The sequence below is a fragment of the Streptomyces sp. AC1-42W genome, assembly GCF_003248355.1.
GTDB lineage: Bacteria > Actinomycetota > Actinomycetes > Streptomycetales > Streptomycetaceae > Streptomyces.
In genome coordinates, this window is sequence record NZ_QKWY01000002.1 from 1657671 (window position 1) to 1675471 (window position 17801).

The following is a 17801-nucleotide window of genomic DNA, read 5'->3' on the forward strand; positions in this document are numbered from 1 at the left end:
ACCGACGTCACGCAAGCAGTGTCTGCGCAGAGTGTGCACCACGGGCCGGACAATCCGACCGGCCCCGGCGAGCATTTGCCCTGCGGCATGACAAGACTCCCGCCGGTGCGATATGGCTGCGGCGTGAACCGGCCAACCTGGGGGCGCCGCCCGGGGCGCGGGGAACGCCGTTACGGTGCCGGGATCGGGCAGGACCGGGCGGGATCGGACAGCGGCGCCAGCAGATCGCCGTACCGGTCCAGCCGGCCGGCCAGGTCGCCCGCGAGGAAGACGAGAGCGCCGGGGGAGCGGCAGTCCTCGATCTCCGCCCAGGTGACCGGCGCCGACACGGACGGTTCGGGCCGGGCGCGCAGCGTGTAGGGCGTGGCGGTCGTCTTGGCAGCGGCGTTCTGGCTGAAGTCCACGAACACCTTGCCCGGCCGCAGCGCCCGCCGCATCCGGTGCACCACCAGGTCCGCCAGCTCCCGTTCCGCGCGGACGGCGAGGCCCTTCGCGTACGCCGACACCGCCGCCGAGTCCGTGGGGGTGATCGGGACCAGCAGATGCAGGCCCTTGGAGCCGGAGGTCTTCCCGTACGCCGTCAGGCCGTCCTCCGCCAGCCGCTCCCGCAGCCAGAGCGCGACCCGGCAGCACTCCACGACCGTCGCGGGCGCCCCGGGGTCGAGGTCGAACACCAGCCGGTCGGCCACGGCGGGGGTCGCGGCCCGCCACTGCGGGGTGTGGAACTCCACCACCAGGTTGGCCGCCCACATCAGCGAGGCCAGATCCTGGACGACCACCTGCTCGGACGGCTCGCTCGCCCGGTGCGGCACCGGGGTCCGGTGTACCCAGGACGGCGTACCGGGCGGCGGGTTCTTGGTGAAGAACCGCTGCCCCCGCGGGCCGTCCGGATAGCGCAGGAACGACACCGGCCGGTCCCGCAGCTGGGCGAGCAGCACCTCGGACGCCGTGGTCGCGTAGTAGTGCAGCACCTCGCCCTTCGTGGTGCCGGTGGCCGGATACAGCACCTTGTCCAGGTTGCTCAGGGACAGGCGTCGCCCCTCCACCTCCGTGATCGGCGTCATACGATAAGAATCACACGCACAAGGGATTTTCTTCGCCTCTCCACCACCCGCGACTACCCGCACCTTCCGATCCAAGGGGTGAACCGGTGAGATCCATCTGGAACGGCGCCATCTCCTTCGGGCTGGTCAGCATCCCGATCAAGCTGGTCAACGCCACCGAGAACCACTCGATCTCGTTCCGGCAGATCCACACCGAGGACGGCGGCCGCATCCGCTACCGCAAGGTGTGCGAGCTGGACGGGGAGGAGGTGACGTCCGCCGAGATCGGCAAGGCGTACGAGGACGCCGACGGCACGATGATCCCGATCACCGACGAGGATCTGAGCCGGCTGCCGCTGCCCACCGCCAGGACCATCGAGATCGTCGCCTTCGTCCCGGCCGACGCGATCGACCCGCTCCAGATGGACGCGGCCTACTACCTCTCCGCCAACGGCGTACCGGCGGCCAAGCCGTACACCCTGCTGCGCGAGGCCCTGAAGCGGAGCCGCAAGGTGGCCCTCGCCAAGTACGCCCTGCGCGGGCGCGAGCGGCTGGGCATGCTGCGCGTGGTGGACGACGTGATCGCCATGCACGGACTGCTCTGGCCGGACGAGATCCGGGCGCCCGAGGGCGTCGCCCCGGAGTCCGACGTCACCGTCCGCGACGCGGAGCTGGACCTCGCGGACGCCCTGATGGACACCCTCGGCGAGGTCGACATGGACTCGCTGCACGACGACTACCGGGAGGCGGTCGAGGAGCTGATCGCCGCCAAGGCGTCCGGCGGGACCCCGGAACCGGCCGGCGAGGGCGCCGAGGGCGGCGGCAAGGTCATCGACCTGCTCGCGGCCCTGGAGAGCAGCGTGCGCGCCGCGAAGGAGGCACGGGGCGAGGAGGAGGGGGAGGAGAAGACGGCCGGGAAGACGGCCAAGAAGAAGCAGTCGGGCTCCAAGCGCACCGCACCCCGCAAACGTGCCTCCGCCTGACCGCGTACCGCGTACGACCGTTGCGTGCCCCGTGCGTACCGGGCCCGGCGCGACGGGCGGAAGCCGGTACAGGGCGAGGAGGGTCCCGCATAGACTGCGGGCTGGTCCGGGTGGGACTGCCTCGCGCGATCGCGGGGAGGACGGGCCGCGAAGGGGGAGCGTGGCGCCGTGGAACCGCTGACCGACGACGACCCGAGGGAGATCGGGGGCTTCACGCTCGTGTGCCGGATCGGCTCCGGCGGCATGGGGCAGGTGTATCTGGGAGAGTCCGCCGCGGGCCACCAGGCCGCCGTGAAGGTCATCAGATCGTCGGTGCTCGACGAGGACACCCGGGCACGTTTCATGTCCGAGGTGGAGAGCCTGCGCACGGTCTACGGCCCGTTCGTCGCGGCCTTCGTCGGCGCGGACGCGGCCGCCGAACGGCCGTGGCTCGCCGTGGAGTACGTCCCGGGGCCCGATCTGCGGACTCTCGTCGCCGCGCGGGGGCCGCTTCCGCTCACCGAGGCGGCCAGCCTCGGCGCCCTGCTCGCCGAAGGGCTCGGCACGGTCCACGAGGCCGGGCTGCTGCACCGCGATCTCAAGCCGCAGAACATCCTGCTCTCGCGCTACGGCCCCAAGGTGATCGACTTCGGTCTGGCCGTGCTGGCCGAACGCCGCACCACCCTGACGGCCACGGGCTTCGTCGTCGGCAGCGTGCTCTGCATGCCCCCCGAGCAGGCCCGGGGCGAGCAGCGGCTGGACCGGTCCGCCGACGTGTACGCACTCGGCGCCGTACTGCTCTTCGCCGTGACGGGCCACTATCCGTACGACGGACCGACCTGGCAGGCCGTCGCCCTCAAGATCGAGGACCGGGCGACCCACCCGGATCTGACGGGCGCCCCGCCCGAACTGGTCCCACTGATCACGGACATGCTGGCATCGGACCCCGCTGCCCGGCCCGCCCTGCCCGAGGTGACCGACCGGCTGGTGGGCGTCATCCGGGCCCTGGGCCTCACCGCGCTGCAGGCCAAACGGCGCCTCACGGACCTCACGCCCGAGATCAGCGTGCCCCAGCTGCCCGCCCCCGCGCCCGCGCCCGGGACGGACCGGCCCGCCTACACCCCCACCGTGATCGACCAGGCGGCGGTCGAGGACGACGAGCATCCCGGTCCTCCGGCGGCACCCGGTACCGCGGACCCCACCACCACCGGCGAGGCCACCGAGGAGGACCTGACCGCCGATGAGCCACCCGCTCCGGAGGGGCACCCCCGCCGCCCGCCGGGACGGGGGGCCGCGCCCCGCCCCGCCGCGCCCCTGCGGATCGCCGAACGCATGCGCGCCGCCTACGCCCGGGAGGCCCGCTTCTGAGCGGGACGGGGCCCCGGCGGCACCCCCTACGGCCTCCCGTCTCCCCGTGACAGACTTGCCGTGGCGAAAAGCACGGCGTACGGGAAGCGAAGGGGTCGCGGGTGACCGACCAGGGGGCGACGCAGGAGGGCACCCGGTTTCCGCCGGGGGCGCAGATCCTCGTACGGGACGAGGAGTGGCTGGTCCGCAACACCGCCACGACCGACTACGACGGGGAGAGGATCGAGGCGGTCGGCGTCTCCGAGTTCGTCCGGGACGAGGAGGCCGTCTTCTTCAGCGGCATCGACCGGGTGGAGCTCCTGGACCCGGAGAAGACCGTCCTCGTGCCCGACACCTCGTCGTACTTCCGGCGCAGCCGCCTGTTCCTGGAGGCCGCCCTGCGCAAGACCCCGCTGCCCCAGTCGGAGCGGGGCCTCGCCCTCGCCGACCGCTTCCTCCTGGACCCGCTCGTCTACCAGCGGCGTCCCGCCGAGCTCGCGCTGTCCATGCGCAACCTCCGGCCCCGGGTCCTGATCGCGGACGTCGTCGGTCTCGGCAAGACCCTGGAGATCGGGCTGACGCTGGCCGAGCTGATCCGCCGGGGCCGGGGCGAGCGCATCCTCGTGGTGACTCCGCAGAGCATCCTGGAGCAGTTCCAGCACGAGCTGTGGACGCGTTTCTCCATCCCGCTCGTACGGCTCGACTCGCTCGGCATCCAGCGCGTCCAGCGTGAACTACCGGCGGGACGAAACCCGTTCACGCATTACAAGCGCGTGATCATCTCCGTGGACACCCTCAAGAACATCGGCCAGTACCGGCACCATCTGGAGCGCATCCGCTGGGACGCCGTCGTCATCGACGAGTCGCACAACCTGATCAACCCGGGCAGCCAGCGCCGCGCCCTCGCCGAGACCCTGGCGCCGCGCACGGACGCCCTGCTGCTCGCCAGCGCGACCCCGCACAACGGCGACAAGCGGTCCTTCGCCGATCTGATCTCCCTGCTGGACCCGGCGGCCATCGCGGACCGGGACCGCTACGACCCGGTGGCGGATCTGGGCCACCTCTTCATCCGGCGGACCAAGATCAGCCCCGAGGTCCGCGACGAGATGGGCACCGAGTGGCCGGACCGGGGACCGACCGACTCCCGCCACTGCACGGCCACCGAAGCGGAGGAGCGCGTCTTCGCCGAACTGGCCGAGCACTGGATCCCCGCCCCGCCGGCGAGCACGGAGTTCGGGACCGCCGACCGCGACGCCGTATCGGTCGCCGTGGAACCGGTCTTCGCCTACAACCTGCTCAAGACCTTTCTGTCCTCCCATGTCGCCCTGGGCGAGACGGTCGCCCACCGGATCACCTCCCTGACGGACCGGGCCAGGAGGGCCGAGGAGAAGGGGCTGACGCCCGACCCGGCCCTCGCCCGCGAGCAGTCCGCCCTCGCCAGGCTCCGGGACATCGTCTCCGGTATGGGCGACGGCACCGCGCCCGGCGACTCCGCCAAGCTGGACGCCCTCGTCGCCCAGCTCAAGGAGATCGGCGTCGGCCCCCGCTCCACCATCAGGGCCGTGGTCTTCTCCGAACGGGTCCGCACCCTGACCTGGCTCGCCGAGGTCGTTCCCGCCCGCCTCGGCTTCCCGGCGGGCCCCGACGCCACGTCGAAGGCCGTGGCCGTGATGCACGGCGGCCTGAGCGACGAGGAGCAGGGCAAGGTCCTGGAGGCGTTCGGTCTCGCCGACACCCCCGTCAGGCTGCTGTTCACCGGCGACGTCGCGTCCGAGGGCGTCAACCTGCACCGTCAGTGCCACCACCTCGTGCACTACGACATCCCGTGGTCCCTGATCCGCATCGAGCAGCGCAACGGCCGTATCGACCGGTACGGGCAGAAGCACGAACCCCGGTTCCACGCACTGATCCTCACCTCCGCCGTCCCGGGCGCGAAGGACGACCGCACGGTCGCCGAGAAGCTGCTCCGGCGCGAGGAGGAGGCCCACAAGCTGGACGGCACGGCCGAAGCCGTCTCCGGTCTCTACCGGGCGGAGGAGGAGGAGCGCCGGCTCATCAAGGAGCTGGTCAGGGGCGGCTCGGTCGAGGAGTTCCTGGAACAGGCCCCCACCGAGGACACCGGGCTCGCCGACCTCTTCGGCCAGGTGGACGCGATCACCGAACAGGAACCGCCCGCCCGCGCGGAGCTGATCTCGCTGTTCGACGGGGACACGGCCGACTTCGTCGCCACCGCCTTCGACGAGGTCTACCAGGACCGTGCCGAGGAGCTGATCGGGCTGGCGTCGGGCACCGACGCCCAGGGCGGCGCCTGGTTCTCCCTCTCACCCGCCCTGGCCCCGGACCTCCTGCACCGGCTCAAGGCCCTCCCGCCCTCCTACCTCAAGGAGCAGCGCGTCGCCGAACGGATGCTGGTCACCTTCGACCGGGCCCTCGCACAGCGCAAGCTCACCGAGGCCAGGGACAGCGGCAGCACCCTGTGGCCGGAGGTCTCCTTCCTCACCGACATCCACCCGGTGGTGGAGTGGCTGACGGACAAGGTCCTGGTGGAGTTCGGCCGGCAGGAGGCCCCGGTCATCACCACGCCGCATGTCGACGGCCCGGTCTTCCTCGTCCAGGGCATCCACTCCAACGCCCTCGGCCGCCCGACCGTGGTCCGCTGGATGGCCGTCACCGGCATCCGGCCCGACGGCACCGGGACCCCCGAGGTGCGCCCCATGGCCGACGCGCTGCGCGAGGCGAAGGTCGGCCCGAGGCTCGCCCGCACCGGGGACCCGGACGACCTCGCCCGGCTCCAGACCCTCGTCCCGGCGGCCGTCGCCGCCGCCCGGAGCCACCTCGACGCGGGCCGGGACCAGTGGGAGGAGCGGATCAGCGGGCCGCTCGCCGCCTACCGCGCACACGTGGCCCGGTGGCGTACCGACTCCCTGCTGCCCGGTGTCACCGGACGCCGCGAGCGCGTCGTCGAGGAGACCGCCGACGAACTGGCCCGTCTCCTGGACCAGCTGCGCACCACCGGCCGGCCGCTGCTCCGGGTCCTTGCCGTCCTGGACCGCCCCGGCGGCCCCGCTCCCTCTACCGAAGCCCAGGCGGAGAACTGACGTGACGTACGACTCGCTGGTCAACCACGGCGACTACCTCTCGCCCCACTACCTCGCCGAGGTCTTCCCCAAGGACCTCAAGGCCAAGGACGGACTCCTCACCCGCTGGGCCGCCTTCGAGGAGGCCGAGCGCCGCCGCCACGCGGACGCCGTGGCCGACGCCGCCCGCCGGGGCCTCGGCCCCGACACCGTCCCGCCGCGCGTCCGCACCCCCCGCGAGGGCCTGCGTGCCCTGCACGGCCCCTACTTCGCGGGCCGGGCCGCGCTCGCCCAGGACGCCGCCGCGCTCGCCGAGCCGGACGCCCCACTGCCCGAGGGGTGGCGCGAGAGGTGCACCGGGAGCCACCTCGACACCCTGCACGCCCTCGGCTACACGGGCGCCCACGAGCAGACCGTGACGGTCCACCGCGCCGACCGCGCGTACGCCGTCCAGGTCCTCCACGCCGAACCGGGGGTCTACGCGGTCGGCTGCGGCTGGACGACCGAGCCCGACGCCGCCCTGGATCCGGACGGCGCGGGCCGGCTGCTCCATCCCGTCGAGACGGAGACCTCCGCGCCCGACCTGCTCGACGCCAAGGCCCTCACCGACTTCTTCTTCGGCTGCGACGTGCCCCCGCGCCACGTCCTGCTGCTCGTCGGCGGCGTCGTCGTCCTCGCCGACCGTCTCACCTGGCCCGAGGGCCGCTACCTGGCGGCCGACCTGGACACGGCCCTGCACCGCCGCGACGACCGCCACGGCGGCGAACTCGACACGCTGGCGGCGCTGTTCGGCGCGGACGCGCTGCGGGTCCCCGCCGAGGGCGGCACCGCGCCCCTCGCCGTCTGCCTCGACCGCTCCGGCAAGCACGCGGTGGGCGTCTCCACGGAACTGCGCGAGGGCCTGCGCCTCAGCGTCGAGTGGATCGCCAACGAGGTCCTGGACCGCCTGCGGGAGCCGGGGAACGGCATCCGCCCGGCCGAGCTCGACGACCCGGCGCTCCTCGCCAAGGAGCTCAGCCGCGAGTCCCTGCGCTACCTGTACCGCATCCTGTTCCTGCTGTACGCGGAGGCGAGCCCCACCCTCGGCATCCTTCCCTCCGACTACCCCGAGTACGAGCGGGGCTACGGGCTCCAGCGCCTCGGCGACCTCGTCCTGCGCGACCTCGTCGGCGAGCGCTCCCGGCGCGGCTTCCACCTCTACGAGTCGCTGGACCTCCTCTTCGAGAAGGTGGAGAACGGTCACCGCCGTTACGGCACCGAGCCCGAGGACCTCGTCGCGGAGGCGGCGGCCCGCGAGGCGGCGGCGTCGGAGAGCCGGGCCTCGGATCTGCTGGCCGCCGGCACGATCGGCCGGGGCGAGTACACCGAACGCGTCCGGGAGGCCGACCGCGCCCGCCGCGCCGCGGCCCGCTCCACGAGCGAGGGTCTGCGCTTCGAGGCGCTGCGCTCCGAGCTGTTCACCAAGGACGCCGTCCGCCTCATCTCGGACGACCGGGTCGAGAACCCGGCGTACCGGGGCGGCGAGGGCGAGAAGCGCCGCCCCTTCCTGGACACCCGGCTGCGCAACGAGACCCTGCACAAGGTGCTGCGCCGCCTGATGCTCACCCGGGGCAGGGGCCGGGAGCGCGGCGGCTTCATCTCGTACGCCCAGCTCGGCATCAACCAGCTCGGCGCGGTGTACGAGGGCCTGATGTCGTACACCGGCTTCATCGCCCAGGAGGAGCTGTACGAGGTCGCCAAGGGCGGCGACCCCTCCGGTGGCAGCTGGATGGTGCCCGCCTCCCGGGCCCGGGACTACGAGGACGCCGTCTTCGTGAAGCGGACCGACGAGGAGACGGGCCGCAAGGAGCGCGTCGTCCACCCCGAGGGCTCCTTCGTCTACCGGCTGGCCGGCCGCGACCGCCAGACCTCCGCCTCCTACTACACCCCGAAGTCCCTCACCGAGGTCACCGTCGAACTGGCCCTCAAACACCGCCTCGACCAGGACGGCTCCACGACGGCGGCCAGGGAGCTGCTGGGGTGGAAGATCTGCGAACCGGCACTGGGCTCCGGCGCGTTCCTCAACGAGGCCATCGACCAGGTGGCCGCCGAGTACCTGCGGCGCCGTGAGCGCGAGCTGGACCGCCGGGTGGACCCGGAGCTGCGGCAGGTCGAGCTCCAGAAGGCCAAGGCGTACATCGCCCTGCACAACGCCTACGGCGTGGACCTGAACGCCACGGCGGTCGAGCTGGCCGAGGTCTCCCTCTGGCTCAACTCCATGCACCCCGGCATGCGGGCGCCCTGGTTCGGTTTCCACCTGCGGCGCGGCAACTCGCTCATCGGCGCGGGCCGCAAGGTGTACGAGGCCGGCGTCCTCCCGCACGGCCAGTGGCTGGCCAAGAAGGGCACCCTGCCCCCGAAGGACCTCCCGTTCCGGGACGGCCCGCTGCCCGAGGGCGCGGTGCACCAGTTCCTGCTGCCCGCGATCGGCTGGGGCGCGGTGGCGGGCGAGTCGGAGGCGAAGAAGCTCGCCCCGGACGAGGCGACGGCACTCGCCAAGTGGCGCAGGGCCGTCCAGAAGGCCCCGAAGGGCGGCAAGCCGTTCCAGGAGCGCGGCGACGAGCCGGCCGACGCCCGGCGGAAGCGGTACGACCGCTGGCGCAAGTCCGCCGACAGGACCGAGCTGGGCCGCCTCCAGGGCGTGGCCCGGCGCGCCGAGTTCCTGTGGTCGCTCGTCGCGACCCGCCTCGAACTCTCCGAACGCGCCGTCGCCCGCCGCGTCGACGTCTGGGGCGCGGACTGGCTCGGGCAGTCGGAGGAGGCCGAGGACAAGCAGAAGGTCCTGGACGACCTGACCCGCGAGGGCACGCCGTACTGGCGCCTGAAGAAGGTCATGGACGCCTGGTGCGCGCTGTGGTTCTGGCCGCTGGACCGCGTCGGCGAGCTGGACGGCACCGACGCGGCGTACGCCCGGGGCGGCGCGCTGCTCGACGAGGCGTCGGTGTGGGGGCGGCTGGGCGGTACGCCGGAACCGGCGGCGCCCGCGGAGCCGGTCGCGTCCTCGGCCCCCGGGGACCAGTTGTGGCGGAGGGCCGGCCTTTTCGACGACCCGGACGGTGAGCAGGGGGAGCTGGGCGAGGACGCGCCCGCCGGGAAGCCGAAGAAGGCGGCGGGCAAGCCGGCCGGCCGGAAGCCGGAGCGGACCACCGTCCCGTTGCAGACCCTGGGTGACTGGCTGGACTTCCTGGAAGCGTTGCTCGGTACGTCGGACATGCCGGAGGAGTCGCTGCTCTCGGGCATCGACAAGCTGGCCCCGGACGAGGCGCTGGGCGTGCTGGGCGATGTGGAGGACCGCCTGGAGGGGTTCCTCGGGATGAGGCCGGCGGCGCTGCTGCCGTTCCGCTACCCGTGGCTGAACACGGTCGAGGACATCGCGGGCACCACGGAGAAGGACATAAAGGCGGAGGACGGCCACGGCTTCTTCCACTGGGAGCTGCACTTCGCGCACGTGTTCCGGGGGCCGAGCGGCGGGTTCGACCTCCAGGTGGGGAACCCGCCGTGGGTGCGGCCGAGGTGGGAGGAGAACCCGGTACTGGCCGAGCACGAACCGTGGTTCATGCTCACCGAGAAGCCCTCCAAGGCGGAACGCGTCCGGCGGCGCGAAGCGCTGCTGGAGTCACCGCGTGCACACGCCTACCTCCTCTCGGAGCTGGCATCGACGAGCGGTACGAGCGAGATCCTGGGCTCCGGCGCGATGTACCCGCTGCTCACGGGCACCCAACCGGACCTGTACCGGGCGTTCATGTGCCAGACCTGGCGCCACACGGCCCGGCACGGCTCCGTGGGTCTCGTCCACCCGGACTCGCATTTCAGCGGGGACAAGGAGGGGCGGCTGCGGGAGGCGGCGTACGCGCGACTGCGGGTGCACGGGGACTTCGTGAACTCCGGCAACCGCTTCTTCCCGCCACCTGTCGGCCGGTCCAGCCACTTCGGGGTGCACGTCTACGGCGAGGCGGGCGAGATCGGCTTCGACCATCTGTCCTGGCTCTTCTCCGTGGACGCGTTGCGTCTGTCGGCGGACGACGACGGTACGAGCCCCGACCCCGGCGTTCGCTACGGTGACAGCTGGGACGAACGCCCGCACCGCAAGCGGATCGTCCGCGTGGACGAGAGCGTGCTCGCACGGTGGCAGAGGCTGACGGGCGACGACGCACAGCCAGTGCGGCAGGCCCGGCTGCTGTCGCCGGTGAGTACGGCGGAGGCCCAGGCGATCGACGCGCTGGCGGACTATTCGCTGCGCCTGGCGGAGTACGAGCCGCAGATTGCTCGCGGTTACGACGAGAGCGGTGCCAAGGCGGCCGACCTCATCGACTACAACAAGCCGGACGCGGCCGGTGTGGTCAAGCAGCCGGCCGACTGGTCCGAGGTGATCCTCAAGGGCCCGCAGATCGGCCTCGCCAACCCCATGTTCAAGCAGCCGAGCCAGGGCGGCGGCGAGGTGCTGGGCCTGAACCCGCAGACCCTCGCGGACGACGCCGTTCCGGAGTCGGAGTACGTGCACGTCGCGCAGCCGGAGGTGTACCGGGCCGCGCAGGACGTGTGGAGCGACGGCAGGACGCTGGAGGAGCTGAAACAGTCCGAGCGCGAGGTGACGCGGGCGCGTGATCTGGCCTCGCGGCGCTTCGGCGTGGAGGCGTCGCAGGTCACGGACGACCAGCTGGAGGCGGAGCTGCTGCGGCGGCTGCGTCGGCCGTACACGGAGTTCTACCGGGTGGCGTGGCGGGAGTTCATCGCGCCGGACACCGAACGCAGCCTTTACGCCGCGATTGTTCCACCGGGCCTTGCGCACATTCACGCGGTTCGAAGTGCTGACGTGCACGACCTGCGGACCACAGTGCTCACCGCAGGCTTCTGGTCGGCCATCCCAGTGGACTACCTACTCCGCACAACCCGTGTGGGGCATCTCGATGTCGCGCAGGCTCGACGTCTCCCCGCACCGGTGCCGGACCATCCGCTGGCGTCAGCCCTTCTGCTCCGCACCCTCCGCCTCAACTGCCTTACCAATGCCTACGCGGATCTCTGGGAGGAGTTGTACGACTCCACCTGGCCCGCCTACGAGCCCTGGGCGTGTGCCTGGCCCGAGTTGCAGCCGCTCCACGCCGTTGGACCGACGTGGACGCGGAACACGCCTCTGCGCACCGAGCGAGCCCGGCGCGCGGCCCTCGTGGAAATCGACGCGCTCGTAGCCGTCTGGCTCGGTGTCAGTGCCGATGCCCTAGTAGCCATGTACAAAGCCCGGTTTCCGATCATGCAGGACTTCGACGCCGTGACGTGGTTCGACTCCGCTGAGCGGAAGATCGCGGGGAACCGCTACACCTACGGTTTCGGCCAGACCAAGGCGCACTACGAGCAGTTTCTCGCCTACCAGAAGAAGGAACGGTCCGAGCCTCCCGAGGGCTACACCGCTCCCTTCTACAAGGCGAACCGCGAGGCGGAGATGCGCGAGGCGCACGCGTACTTCTCCGCGCGCCTCCAGGAAGCCATCGACAAGGGCACCCGGGCGCCGTGAACCGACAGTGCCCCGCACTGGAGTTGTCCGGTGCGGGGCACTGCGTACGCCGTCAACTCTGGGACGCGTACGCGATGAACTCGTTCCAGGTCGTGGGGGAGAGGGCGAGTTCGGGGCTGTGCTGGTCCTTGGAGTCCCGGACGTGGACCGCCGTGGGGCAGGAGGCCACCTCGACGCAGTCGTCACCCTGAGAGCCGCTGTAGCTGGACTTGTGCCAGTCCATGGCCACCTCGACGCAGGCGTCCCCCTGCGAGCCGCTGTAACTGCTCTTGAACCAGGTCAGGCCGGACGTGCTCATAGCGCTCCTCGCATTCGCTTCAGCAGGCTCAGCGAGTCCTCGGGAGTCAGAGCCTGTGAGCGCAGTTTCGCATAACGCTGCTGGAGCACGCTGATCTCTTTCGGATCGGAGATCAGCCGTCCGTTCTGCTGACCCTCCGAGTACGCGAACCAACGGTGGTCCGGCGTTTCGGCCAGACGGACGGGGCCATCCAGTCCCGCGTGCGTCGGCCGACGCAACGGCATGATCTGAAACTCCACATTCCAGTTGCTCTCAATCAACTCGATCAGGTGGTCCAGGAGTTCGCGCGTGACGTCGTCCCCGCCTGTGTGGCGCTCCAGCACCGCCTGTTCCACGATGAAGCTGAACGCGGTTGGCGGTTTCCGGTTGACGGACAGCAGCTCTTGGCGGGCCATCCTCGCCGCGATCCGCTGTTCCAACTCCTCCGGGTCCGGCAGGGGCGGGACGTCGAGTGAGACGGCTCGTGCGTACGCCTCGGTCTGCAACAGGCCGGGGATCACCCGGCACTCGTAGGTGTAGAGGCTGATCGCCGTCGCCTCCAGGCGCGCCCACTGCACGAACCAGCTCGCGAGCCCGGGCTGCCGGGTCAGGTAGGGCGCGGCCTTGCGAAGGGCTCCCGTGTTGCCGAGCAAAGGTTCCGCGCTCTCCACGAAGCCGCGCTCCGGCCACCGGCGGCCCTGCTCGATGGAGGCGATCGTGTGCTTCGAGTAGCCGACCCGTTTGCCGAACTCCTCGCGGCTCAGGCCGACGTGTTCGCGCAAGGCATGGACAACCGCGCCGAACGTGCGCAAGCTGTCCGAAGTCTCCGGCTCCGCGCCGCCCGCCGATCCCGTACCGCCGTCCGTGTTCCCGTAGGCCATCGTGGCCACCCTTCGCGCCGCACCCCGCTGTACCGCTTCTGACTCGGGGTCATCGTCGCGGCGGGGACTGCGTACTGTCCACCAGGCGTGTGCGTACGCTGACGCAGCGTACGCGGTGCGGGGCTGGTGCGAGCGGAGACTTCGGCGTTGCGTGCGAAGGTTCACGTCGAGGCGTCGATCGCATGTACGTTCCCGCCATGGACATGGACAAATCGAGTGGGAACGGGGAGTCGCGGTTCTCCGCTCTCCTCGCCGCTGCGGCGAAGCTTCCCGGCGTACGGATCGACCGGGACGCGTACCTCCGGACGGCACTGCGCCGCCACTGCTCGGAGGAGGACATACGCAGGGCGACGGAGGGGACCCCGGCGGCGGCGGGGATACCTCTCGACGTCCTGGAGCGGGTGGCGAACGAGTCCATCCGCTACGAGACCGCCAAGGTGAGCGCGATCTCGGCGGCCACCGGCCTTCCCGGGGTCCTCGCCCTGCCCGCCACCGTGCCGGCGGACCTCGCCCAGTACGTCGGCCACATGCTGCGCGTCTCGCAGAAGCTCGCCTACCTCTACAGCTGGCCCGACCTGTTCTCCGGCGAGGACGATCTCGACGACGAGACCAGAAGCATGCTCACGCTGTTCTTCGGAGTGATGTTCGGAACCCAGGTCGCCAACGACGCTGTCGGGAAGGTGGCGGCGGCCATGGCCGAGCACGTCGCCAAGCAACTGCCGAAGAAGGCGCTGACCCAGGGGGTCGTCTATCCGGTCGTGAAGAAGGTCGCGGGATACCTCGGCGTCGAGATGACGAAGCAGACGTTCGCCAAGTCGGCCTCGAAGGCCATCCCCGTCATCGGAGCCGTGGTGTCCGGCGGGTTTACCCTGGCGACCTTCCTCCCCATGGCGAAGCGGCTCAAGAAGCATCTCGCCGGCCTGGAGATCGCGGTGCCGACCGGGCAGGTCCTGGTGGGTGAGGTCGTACGGGACGAAGAGCCCCCGGCCGCCGACGAGGCGAAGATCCCCAAGCAGGGCCGCGACTGGCGGATCGGGCGGCGCCGGAAGGAAGTCGAGGGGTGACCGGTGCTCGGATCTCGCATCCCGAAGCTCGGGTTCCGAGTGCCGTGGGGAGCCTCCTCCGGTGCCCGGCACAGGGCTTGAGCTCCGAGCTCCGAGATCCGAGCGGTGTTTTTCATCCGGCGGGGAAAAGCAGGAAGGGGAAACCCTCCCACCCTCCCTACCCCGTCACGGCCAGCAAGTATGACTAATAGTGAGCGAGTTGCAGCGCAGTGTCGCGGCTGCCTACGGTGCCCCCAACGAAACGACCCCGACGCGGTGTTAGCGCACCGGCCGGGGTCTGACCCAAGATCGACCCACTAGAAAGTCCCGATCTCATGGCTGCCCCGCACTTTAGTCCCGCCCTGCCCGCCTCCGCCGCAGGCCCCCGTTCGGCCCGCACCGGCTACGGCAAGCGCTCCGCGCCCGGCCAGGACTCGCCCCGCCCCGCGGACTTCACCGGCCTCCCCGAGCGCGAGCGCTACGTCGCGGCGTACGTCGACCGCCTGCCCGAGGGGGCCGCGATGGACATCAAGTCGCTGGCCAAGGACCTGCCCCTGTACGGCCAGATGGCCATCGGCACCGCCCTGCGCGCCCTCGCCGTGGCCGGACACCTGCGCCGCGTACGCCGCCGGGTCGAGGGGGACGGCACGTGCCGGTGGGTGACGTACACCTACTGGTCCCGGACCGCCCACGACAACGAGTGGTGGGCCGCCGCGCTCTGCGGCGAGGCCGCCGCCCCGGCGCCCGAGCCGACCGCCGAACCGATTGCCGAGCCGATCGACGTGCCCCCGCAGCGCACCGCCCCCGAGCCGCCCGCGCCGCCGGAGTACAGGGCTTCCGGCGCGCCCTCCGCCGCCTACCTCGCCCTCGCCGGTCTCGGCCGCCGCGAGCCCCGGCTGACGCTCTCCGCCGCCGACTGCGCCGCCCTGGAACCGCTCGCCGCCGCCTGGCTCGCACGCGGCGTCGGCGCCGACCGCCTGGCCTCGGCGCTCACCGCCGGGCTTCCCGAGGACGTCGTGTATCCGCGCGGCCTGGTCCGCCGCCGACTGGGCGACAAGATGCCGCCCCGGCTGCCGGAGCCGCCTCGACAGGGCCACCCCGCGAGCGGGCTCCGGGTCGAGTGCGTCGAGTGCGGTCGCCCCGGTCCGGCGGACGCCCTCCCGGACGGCCTCTGCCGCCCCTGCCGGGGCCCGGGGCCACGGCCGTCGGCACCGGACGGCCGGGACGGGGTCGCGGACCGCGTCGCCGGGCTCCGCGACCTGGCGCGCACACGCTGAGTGCGTACGCTCACGCAGAGTACGCGGTGCGACTCTGGCGCGGGCCCCGGACGTACCGCCAGATTGGGGGCATGACACCACAGCCCACCACGCTCGCCCCCCGCACCCAGGTCACCCCGAGCGTGTTCACCCAGCGTTTCAGCTCCACCCCGCGCGGCGCCCGCCTCGCCCGGCGGCTCGCCCTGCACCAGCTCGACGCCTGGGGAGTGCCGCACGGCAGCACCGCGTCCGACACCGCCGCCGTGCTGGTCGCCGAACTCGCCGCCAACGCCGTCACGCACGGCCGCGTCCCCGGCCGCGACTTCGAACTGGTCATGCGCCTCACCGGCCGGACCCTGCGCGTCGAGGTCTCCGACACCCGTGGCGAATGCCGCCCGCCCGCCGGGGACGTGGCCGAGCCCGCGCCCCTGGCCGAGGAGGGCAGGGGCCTGCTCCTGGTGGCGGCGCTCGCCGACCGGTGGGAGGTGCTGGACCGCGTATCCGTGGGCAAGACGGTCGCGGCCGAACTGGAGCTGCCGCACTGACGACGGGGTTGTCGAGGTGCACGGACTACGGAAGATCCGCACGGACCAGGCGTGGTTCTGGACGGAGCGGTGGCAGGCGGGTGAGCGCGAGGCGAGCGAGGACATCGCCGCCGGGCGCACCACCCGGCATGCGGACGTGGACGCGATGTTCGCGCACCTCGCCGAGGAGAACTGACCCCGGCCCCTGGGAGGCCCATTGCCGACTTTCGAGACGACCGCTCGCTTCGACCGCGACTTCAAGAAGCTCCTCCCCGAGGAGCGGGCGCGGTTCCAGGACTGCGTCCGGAAGAAGTTCGTGCCGGACGCGGCCGGCGGGCGTGCCACCTGGCAGTACGCGGACGAGGTCCGCGCGGGTGAGCCGCATATCGTCTGGCGCCGGGTCGGGGGGCACGAGATCTTCGATCCCGGTCCCGCTTGAGGGGCGGAGGGCCGCACGTCGTGACGTGCGGCCCTCGACGCCTTCCGGCGGCACGGAGTCCGACGCCGCCGCTGTGCTGGTCGCGGAACTTGCCGCCAACGCCGGTGCGCACGGCCGCGTCCCCCGACAGGCCCTAGGCTGAGCCGCGTACGGCATCGGGCTACGGAGGGCTACGGAGGGCGACGAGGGGCATGGCAGAGGCCGAGGACCACGGGGGCGGCAGGAGCGCCGCCGAGAGCCGCCCGTACGCCACGGCGGAGGACGTCGACCAGCCGGACTCGCTGTTCCTGCCCGCGAGTTCCGGGCGGCCATGCGGTGCGCGCGGGAACTGTTCGGTGAACATGCCTTCCGCAAGTGGCGCGGCGAGGCACGCAGCGCACCCGTGATCAACAAGGCGCTGTTCGAGACAGTTTCCGTCACTCTCGCCCTTCTCGACGATCAGGGGCGGGCGCGGCTGGTAGCTTCGCGGGCGAGGGTTCTCGACAGGTTCTTCGCGCTGATGAAGAACTGGGACTTCGAGCGGGCGATCTCCGTCGGTACGACCAACCCCGAGAAGATCCGCACCCGATTCCTGCACATGGGACCAGTGTTCCGAGGGGGGGGCCGAACAGTGATCGACCGACTGACGCTGCACAACTACAAGGCGTTCCGGCACGCGGAGATCCCCCTGGGCCCGCTGACCCTCCTCACCGGGCTCAACTCCTCCGGCAAGAGCAGCGTCCTGCAATCCCTCGCGCTGCTCAGGCAGTCGCACGAGGCGGGCGACCTCGAAGCCGGCTCGTTCATGTCCGCCGCGCAGGAGGCGGGCCTCCGTACGAGCGTCGGCAACCAGGGCTTCCTGCTCAACGGTGAGCTCGTGAGCCTCGGCACCGGCGAGGACGTCCTCCACGAGGACTTCACGGAGGACGAGCCCAGGATCGGCCTCGCCGTCGACGAAGGGCCGTACCACTACGGGTGGACCGCCGAATACGAGGGTGAGCAGAACCTGCTGCCCCTGCTGGACGTGGAGCTGCCGCGCGACGCGGAGGGGGCCGCCACACCCACCGGCCCGGAGGCCGTCACACCCGCGTTCCTGACCGCGCCCTTCCAGTACCTCCACGCCGACCGCATCTCGCCCGCCGAGTTCTACCCGCGCGACCACCACGCGGCCATCGGGCGCGGGTTCCTCGGCGTGCGTGGCGCCGGAAGCTGTGCTGGTTCCCCGACACCGACGGCGAGAGCCGCCTCTTCGACTGGCACTGCGACTTCCTGCCGACGCCCGGCCGGATGCACTTCCGGCTGCTCCACGAGGAGCGCACCCTGCGCATCGCGTACGTCGGGCGGAAACTCGGCATCAAGTGATCCGCCCCGGATCCCGCCCGCGTGCCCCGGATAACGTAGCCCCTGACGGCCGGTTGTCGGCCC

At 71.7% G+C, this 17801-nt stretch carries 13 protein-coding genes and 1 pseudogene; 10 read left to right on the forward strand and 4 right to left on the reverse strand.

The annotated features are described in order from the left end of the window. Window positions 1-170: 170 nt before the first annotated feature. Entirely contained in the window at window positions 171-1064 is an 894-nt protein-coding gene (gene ligD, locus DNK56_RS25545; RefSeq protein WP_111338177.1) for a non-homologous end-joining DNA ligase, read from the reverse strand. 86 nt (window positions 1065-1150) lie between these two features. Here ligD and ku point away from each other — a divergent pair. The 4 genes and pseudogenes from ku to DNK56_RS25565 all read left to right on the forward strand — a co-directional run. Beyond that, a pseudogene (ku, locus tag DNK56_RS25550) lies at window positions 1151-2023 on the forward strand (non-homologous end joining protein Ku); the annotation flags it as partial. Between the two features lie 171 nt (window positions 2024-2194). Further along, window positions 2195-3373: a serine/threonine-protein kinase gene (locus DNK56_RS25555; protein ID WP_111338179.1), complete on the forward strand. Its 1179-nt coding sequence runs from the start codon at window positions 2195-2197 to the stop codon at window positions 3371-3373. Window positions 3374-3474: 101 nt separating this feature from the next. Then, window positions 3475-6450, forward strand: coding sequence for an SNF2-related protein (locus tag DNK56_RS25560; protein WP_111338180.1), 2976 nt, complete (start codon window positions 3475-3477; stop codon window positions 6448-6450). Window position 6451: 1 nt separating this feature from the next. Continuing rightward, window positions 6452-11977 carry a hypothetical protein gene (locus tag DNK56_RS25565; RefSeq protein ID WP_111338181.1) on the forward strand — a complete coding sequence of 1842 codons (5526 nt, stop codon included), beginning with the start codon at window positions 6452-6454 and terminating at the stop codon, window positions 11975-11977. Between the two features lie 52 nt (window positions 11978-12029). Here DNK56_RS25565 and DNK56_RS25570 read toward each other — a convergent pair whose 3' ends face one another. Together DNK56_RS25570 and DNK56_RS25575 are read right to left on the reverse strand one after the other, a co-directional pair. Beyond that, window positions 12030-12275, reverse strand: coding sequence for a DUF397 domain-containing protein (locus DNK56_RS25570; protein WP_111338182.1), 246 nt, complete (start codon window positions 12273-12275; stop codon window positions 12030-12032). Beyond that, window positions 12272-13135 (reverse strand): helix-turn-helix domain-containing protein, encoded by an 864-nt coding sequence (locus DNK56_RS25575; protein ID WP_111339594.1) that lies wholly within the window; start codon window positions 13133-13135, stop codon window positions 12272-12274. Before DNK56_RS25575 ends, DNK56_RS25570 begins: the two co-directional genes overlap by 4 nt. 197 nt (window positions 13136-13332) lie before the next feature. Between DNK56_RS25575 and DNK56_RS25580 the strand changes: the two genes are divergently transcribed. The 5 genes from DNK56_RS25580 to DNK56_RS25600 all read left to right on the forward strand — a co-directional run bounded on the left by DNK56_RS25580 (window position 13333) and on the right by DNK56_RS25600 (window position 16397). Next, window positions 13333-14199 carry an EcsC family protein gene (locus DNK56_RS25580; RefSeq protein ID WP_241990078.1) on the forward strand — a complete coding sequence of 289 codons (867 nt, stop codon included), beginning with the start codon at window positions 13333-13335 and terminating at the stop codon, window positions 14197-14199. 314 nt (window positions 14200-14513) lie between these two features. Further along, entirely contained in the window at window positions 14514-15455 is a 942-nt protein-coding gene (locus DNK56_RS25585) for a MarR family transcriptional regulator (protein WP_111338184.1), read from the forward strand. A gap of 71 nt (window positions 15456-15526) precedes the next feature. Next, window positions 15527-15979 (forward strand): ATP-binding protein, encoded by a 453-nt coding sequence (locus DNK56_RS25590; protein ID WP_111338185.1) that lies wholly within the window; start codon window positions 15527-15529, stop codon window positions 15977-15979. Window positions 15980-15995: 16 nt separating this feature from the next. Next, complete coding sequence (locus tag DNK56_RS25595) at window positions 15996-16154, forward strand: hypothetical protein (protein ID WP_241990079.1); 159 nt, start codon at window positions 15996-15998, stop codon at window positions 16152-16154. A gap of 21 nt (window positions 16155-16175) precedes the next feature. Further along, window positions 16176-16397: a hypothetical protein gene (locus tag DNK56_RS25600; protein ID WP_111338186.1), complete on the forward strand. Its 222-nt coding sequence runs from the start codon at window positions 16176-16178 to the stop codon at window positions 16395-16397. Between the two features lie 438 nt (window positions 16398-16835). On the opposite strand, the gene DNK56_RS35085 is transcribed toward DNK56_RS25600, so the two are convergent. Continuing rightward, window positions 16836-16976 (reverse strand): hypothetical protein, encoded by a 141-nt coding sequence (locus DNK56_RS35085; RefSeq protein ID WP_158558477.1) that lies wholly within the window; start codon window positions 16974-16976, stop codon window positions 16836-16838. A gap of 31 nt (window positions 16977-17007) precedes the next feature. On the opposite strand from DNK56_RS35085, the gene DNK56_RS25605 reads away from it, so the two are divergent. Then, window positions 17008-17772, forward strand: a complete 765-nt coding sequence (locus tag DNK56_RS25605) for an AAA family ATPase (RefSeq protein ID WP_241990080.1) — start codon at window positions 17008-17010, stop codon at window positions 17770-17772. The last annotated feature ends 29 nt before the right edge of the window (window positions 17773-17801 follow it).